General features: G+C 65.5%; 5 protein-coding genes. All 5 read left to right on the top strand.

All coding sequences use genetic code 11. The features are described from left to right. On the top strand, positions 1 to 416 hold a 416-nt coding region (locus ACLQ62_RS08285), incomplete at its 5' end, for an ABC transporter substrate-binding protein (protein WP_411721171.1). Further along, positions 407 to 2128, top strand: coding sequence for an ABC transporter permease subunit (locus tag ACLQ62_RS08280; protein ID WP_411721170.1), 1722 nt, complete (start codon positions 407 to 409; stop codon positions 2126 to 2128). The genes ACLQ62_RS08285 and ACLQ62_RS08280, both read left to right, overlap by 10 nt. After that, positions 2128 to 2817 (top strand): ABC transporter ATP-binding protein, encoded by a 690-nt coding sequence (locus ACLQ62_RS08275; protein WP_411721169.1) that lies wholly within the window; start codon positions 2128 to 2130, stop codon positions 2815 to 2817. The genes ACLQ62_RS08280 and ACLQ62_RS08275 overlap by 1 nt, the downstream gene beginning before the upstream one ends. Before the next feature lie 47 nt (positions 2818 to 2864). Then, positions 2865 to 4286, top strand: coding sequence for an amidase (locus tag ACLQ62_RS08270; protein ID WP_411721168.1), 1422 nt, complete (start codon positions 2865 to 2867; stop codon positions 4284 to 4286). A gap of 267 nt (positions 4287 to 4553) precedes the next feature. Next, on the top strand, positions 4554 to 4868 hold the full coding sequence (locus tag ACLQ62_RS08265) for a hypothetical protein (RefSeq protein ID WP_411721167.1): 315 nt from the start codon (positions 4554 to 4556) through the stop codon (positions 4866 to 4868). Positions 4869 to 5527 lie beyond the last annotated feature (659 nt).

Raw genomic sequence — 5527 nt, 5'->3', positions numbered from 1 at the left:
GTGTCAGCCTCATCGCCGACTTCTACCCCGGCCTGACCGAGCGCACCCACGGGCTGAGCCTCGTCGGCCGCTACTCCGACCAGCTTGATAACGACGCCAACAAGGAGTTCGTTGAAGCGTTCCGTTCAACATACGACTTCACCGACCCCATCCCATCGGTCGCCGCGAACGCCTACGAAGGCATGCTCATGATCGCTGCAGCCGTCGAGAAAGCCGGGTCGACGAATGGCGCAGAGATCGCCAAGGCGCTCGCTGAGGGCAAGATCGAAGACGGCGTCTTCGGCAGTGGCTCCTTCAGCAAGGACCGCTTCTTCATGACCGAGACGGCTCGTTTCGAGATCGAGGAGGGCGGCGCCTACACGCCCGTCGCGACGTTTGCCGACGACATCGAGGGGCTCACGCCGCGATGCGCGTGATCTCCCCCTCAAGGCCTGAGGCGAGAGTTGCCATCCGCCACTGGGTGGCGCTCTCGGCCGCGGCCGTCGCCGTCGCGGCAGCGCCGTTCGTGCTGCCGAGCTACCCGCTCGCGCTTCTCACGCTCGCGCTGGCCTACGGGCTCTTCGCCTTCGGCCTGGACCTCTCGTGGGGTCGCGTCGGTGTCGTGAGTATAGGTCACGCCGCCTTTTTCGGCATCGGGGCCTACGGTGTCGCGATCGCGGCCGACAACGAAGTGCCGCAGCTCGTCGGCGGGCTCGGCGCCCTCGTGATCTCCGCCCTCATCGCCCTGCTCATCGGTCGCATAGGGCTGGGATCCAAGGCTCTCGCCTCGACCATGGCGGTCATCACCCTCGCCCTGACTCTCCTGGCCGAGCAGGGTGCACGCTCGTGGCTAGACCTCACCAACGGCAGCAACGGCATCTTCGTACCGTCACCCGGGGTCGTCGCGAACTTCTACACCACGGGCATTCTCGTCTTCGTCATCGTCGTCGCTATCTGGTTCTTCCTGCTGCGCGGTCGCCTCGGTCGCCGCGCGGTGGCGGTGCGTTTCAACGAGCACCGCACCGAGCACCTCGGCGTTAGCCCCATTCGCATCAAGGTCACAGCATTCGTGCTGAGCGCGCTGGTCGCGACCGCAGCAGGCGCCATCGCGGCCCCCATTATGGGGCTCGTCTCACCCGGTACCCTCGGCATTGTCATGTCTACCCAGGTGCTCGTGTGGGTTGCCGTTGGTGGTAAAGGAACCATCTTCGGCGTCTTCCTCGGTGCAGGCGTCGTCACGATCGGGCAGCAGTACCTCGGCGACGCGATCGGTTCCTGGTACCTGCTCGTTCTCGGGGTCGTTTTCATCCTTGTGGTGAAGTTCGCTCCCGCTGGCCTCGTGGGCATCCTCTCCGGTCTGTTGCGGCGCAACGTCTCGCGCGCTGCATCGCAGGGCGCCATCATCGACGCGAAGTCGGCGCCGGATACGCCGAAGCACACGACGCCGGACAGCGCCGATGCGATCCGTGTCACGGAGATGCAGATGGCCTTCGGTGCGGTGCCTATCATCAACGGCGTCGACCTCACGGTCGCTCGCGGCGAAATCGTGTGCCTCATCGGCCCCAACGGCGCGGGCAAGACGACCCTCCTCAACCTCATCGCGGGAGACCTCGCGCCCACCTCCGGCCGCATCGAGGTGCTGGGTCAGGATGTCACGCGCTGGGCTCCCCACCGCCGGGCGCGCCTTGGACTCGGCCGCCTCTTCCAAGTGCCGAGTCTCTACCCCGAGCTGACGCCGCAGCAGAACATGGCGTTCGCGCGGGCGGAGGCGTTTCGCGCTGTCGAACTGCCCGACGAGCTCGATCGTTTCTCTGCCATGGACGACCTGCTCGCGGGCGACCTCTCGCTCGCCGACCAGCGATCACTCGAGCTCGCAATGACAATCGCGTGGGGCCCGGAGATCGTGCTGCTCGACGAGCCCGCCGCGGGACTCTCGCATGAGGACTCGCTGCGGCTCGCCTCCCTCATGCGGCGCATCAACGTGAAGCTCGGATGCACGCTCCTCGTCGTCGAGCACGACATGGACATCGTGCGCGAGCTCGCCGACCGGGTCGTCGTGCTCGCCAACGGGCGTGTGCTGACGGTGGGAACCATGGACGAGGTCGCCGCGCATGACGACGTGCGCACGGCATATCTGGGAGCGGTGTGATGCTGGCAATCGAGAACCTCACGGCGGGCTACGCCAAGACGGCCGTCGTCGACGATGTCACCATCACGCTGGAGGCGGGAACTGTCACGGCACTCATCGGCCGCAACGGGGTCGGCAAGACGACGTTCCTTCGCGCCATCTTCAGCCTGTGCGATCGTCACGGCGGTCGACTATCGATCGACGGCAGGGAGCTCCCCGCGGGGCGGGCCGAGGTACCCGCGCGGCACGGCATGACCCTGCTGCCCGACGACCGCGGGGTCTTTCCCACCCTGACGATCGACGAGAACCTGCGCCTCGCGCAGCGCAAGGGCTACCGCCCGCCCGTCGACGTGCGGCAGCTCTTCCCGCTCTTGGTCGAGCGCGCCGAGCAGCCCGCCGGTCAGCTCTCCGGTGGACAGAAGCAGCAGGTAGGCATAGCCCGGGCGATCCTTGCGGGCGAGCGCTTCATCGTCATCGACGAGCTCTCGCAGGGACTGCAGCCTTCGCTCGCCCAGGCGACGCTCGAGGCGCTGCGGGTCGTCGCGTCGACCGGCGTTGGCGTGCTCTTCGTGGAGCAGGGGCCGCGATACCCGCTCGCCTACGCCGACCGCATCATCGGCATGGTCAAAGGACGCTTCGTGCTCGACCGCTCCGGCGAAGATCTGCGCACCGACCCTGCCGCCGTCACTGACCTGCTCGTTGTGAGCTGACAGACATACCCACCGGCGCCGCGCGCGCCACCACTGAAAGGCAAGAAGTGACTGACAAGATTTGGAGCTGGACAGCCACACGCACGGCTGAGGCGATCCGCTCGGGCGACATCACCTCGCGCGAGGCGACCGAATCGGTGCTGTCGCGCATCCGCGAGGTGAACCCCTACGTCAACGCGATCGTCGAACTCACCGAAGACGAGGCTCTCCAGTCGGCGGATGCCGCGGACTTCCGCCTGCGCTCGGGCCAGCCGCTCGGCCCGCTGCACGGCATCCCCGTCACGACCAAGATCAACACCGACATCGCCGGCCACGCGACGACGAACTCCGTGCCGGAGTTCGCGAACGACATCGCCGACGAGGACCACCCCGCGATCGAGAACCTGCGCGACGCGGGAGCCGTGTTCGTCGGACGCTCGAACACTCCCTCATTCTCGATCCGCTGGTTCACCGACAACGAGTTGCACGGCCGCACACTCAACCCGTGGGACGCGACCCGCACCCCGGGCGGGTCGAGCGGTGGGGCTGCGGCGGCCGTGGCATCCGGAATGGGCTTCATCGCCCACGGCAACGACATAGGCGGCAGCATCCGCTACCCCGCCGCGAGCTGCGGGGTAGTGGGTTTGCGCCCGACACCAGGTCGCGTGCCGGACTGGCCGACGGCACGGCTCGGCGCTCCGCTGCTCGGGACGCAGAACATGCAGGTGCATGGCCCGCTAGCGCGCACGGTCGACGATGTCGCGCTCGGGTTCTCCGCCCTGGCGAAGTGGCACGCCAAGGATCCATTCTCGGTTCCTGTGCCGCTTGAGGGCGAGCCCCTCGAGGGACCGATCCGCGTTGGCGTTGTACGCTCGGTGGGTATCGTCGACCCCACCCCTGCCGTGGATGCCGCGATCACGCAGGCGGTCGCCTCGCTCGAGGATGCAGGCTACCTCGTCGAGGAGATCGACCTCTCACTGTTCGCCGATGCCTGGCGCCTGTGGTGGCAGGTCGTGCAGGGCATCGAGTTCGAGGGGCTGGGCAAGCTCATCGAGCAGTACGGCGACGAGGCAATCCGCAAGTCGGCTGATAACCAGTTCGCCGCAATGCACCGGATCGTGTCGGGCTTCGAGCTGAGCGATTACGTCGGCGGGTATGCGCAGCGTGCGGCGCTCGTGCGCGACCTGCAACTCGCACTGCAGCGGTACCCCATCCTGGTGCTGCCGATCTCGGCGGAGCAGACCTTCGAGATCGACGCGGATGTGCGCGACGCCGACCGCATGGAGGAGGTCATCAAGGCCCAGTGGCCCATGATGTCGGTCGCGGCACTCTCGGTGCCGGGCCTCTCAGTGCCGGTCACGGTCGCCAATGGGCTGCCCATCAACGTGCAGCTGCTCGGGCGCCGCTTCCGAGAGGACACCCTCTTCGCGGCCGGCCGCGAGATCGAGTCGCGGGCGTCCGTGCCAACGCCGATCGAACCGAGGCGCTGACGCCCGCCCCTCCGGATGTCTCACGAACTCTTCCAGACGGCCCTGGCGGGCCACTTTCTTATTGGCAGTCACATCGGTGGGGATTCCTTCAATTTGAGAGTGCACCATCTGGATGGACGCAGCGTACTCGCCCCGATCGTGCTGGCTTCGTGCCTGATGGAGAAGGCGAGCCCTCTCGATGAACATCGACCGATACGTGGCCTCGGCGGACCCCATTGATGTCACCCGGTCGCAAACCCGTTTGGTACGGTAGGTGCTGCTCTCCCATTGATCGGCCAGCAGTTCATCCGCTTCGCCACCGCGGTCAGCTTTGACGAGCGTCACCGCGCGCTCAACTTCCTCAGATTGCATGTTGAAGACGGCCCAGCCGCGAGGAACGAGTTCCGTCAACGCATCCTCGATCTTCCCCATCAACGCTTCCATTGCCTCGCCATGGGTGGCCAAGGCTCTCCATTGCGTATCCAGCTCACTGTTCACAGCGACCATCCACGACGGCAGTACCGGGTGTTGGCCGACAGAAGTCAGGATGGGCAGCATTTTCTCGTCGGGATCGACCGCGTGGCGGATTTGCTCGCGGACTGATTGCTTCGGAAGCGCGGGACTCATTCCATGAGCATGCCACCGGTGGGGGAAAAACCGTGTCGATGTTGCCCCGCTAATCGTTCCCAAGTGACACGTTCCGGTCCCTCTGCGAAGTTCGAAGGTTTGGCCCAATTCTGTGTCCGTGGAGGTCCGTTAGCGCAACCTCGAGTCGCTGATTGAGCATCGAGCGAACCGGTGAGATGAACTTTGTGTTACGCGTGCTGGCGATGCTGTACGGGACGCCAAGAGGGGGCGGCGCATGCGGGATCGTCACTTTTTCAGACCTCTGGCCTGTAGTCGCGGCGCAAGATGCTGTGCTCGAGTTGTGGCGTCATTCCTGACTTTTCGGGGCTGACGAGCGCCGAAAAAGCTTCCTCAGAGAATGGGACAGCCAAGTCGCCAATGAGCCCAATGTGATGATGAAGGGCGGCGCTGGGTCAACACTGTTCATCCACTCTACGTCGAAGACAGGCCACGAAAGCGCAGATGATCCTTCCTCGCCTGTGTCGTCTGATGCAGGGCCTGTCCCATCGGCCTGTGTGATCGTCTCTACAGGGATTGCCTTGCGCGATTCGCTCGAAAGCGCGCGGTGGTCCACGGAGTGCAGAGACTCGACGATTATCTCTTCGCCTGCTACCCAGACTCGCCGCAACCGTAAT

It is taken from the genome of Mycetocola sp., from assembly GCF_046716805.1.
Classification (GTDB): domain Bacteria; phylum Actinomycetota; class Actinomycetes; order Actinomycetales; family Microbacteriaceae; genus Mycetocola_A.
The sequence above is the reverse complement of the archived record's forward strand: the minus strand, read 5'-3'. Positions and strand labels throughout refer to the sequence as shown.

Coding starts and splice junctions, on each gene's coding strand:
- ACLQ62_RS08280 (WP_411721170.1), top strand. CDS start 407: ATGCGCGTGATCTCCCCCTCAAGGCCTGAGGCGAGAGTTGCCATCCGC.
- ACLQ62_RS08275 (WP_411721169.1), top strand. CDS start 2,128: ATGCTGGCAATCGAGAACCTCACGGCGGGCTACGCCAAGACGGCCGTC.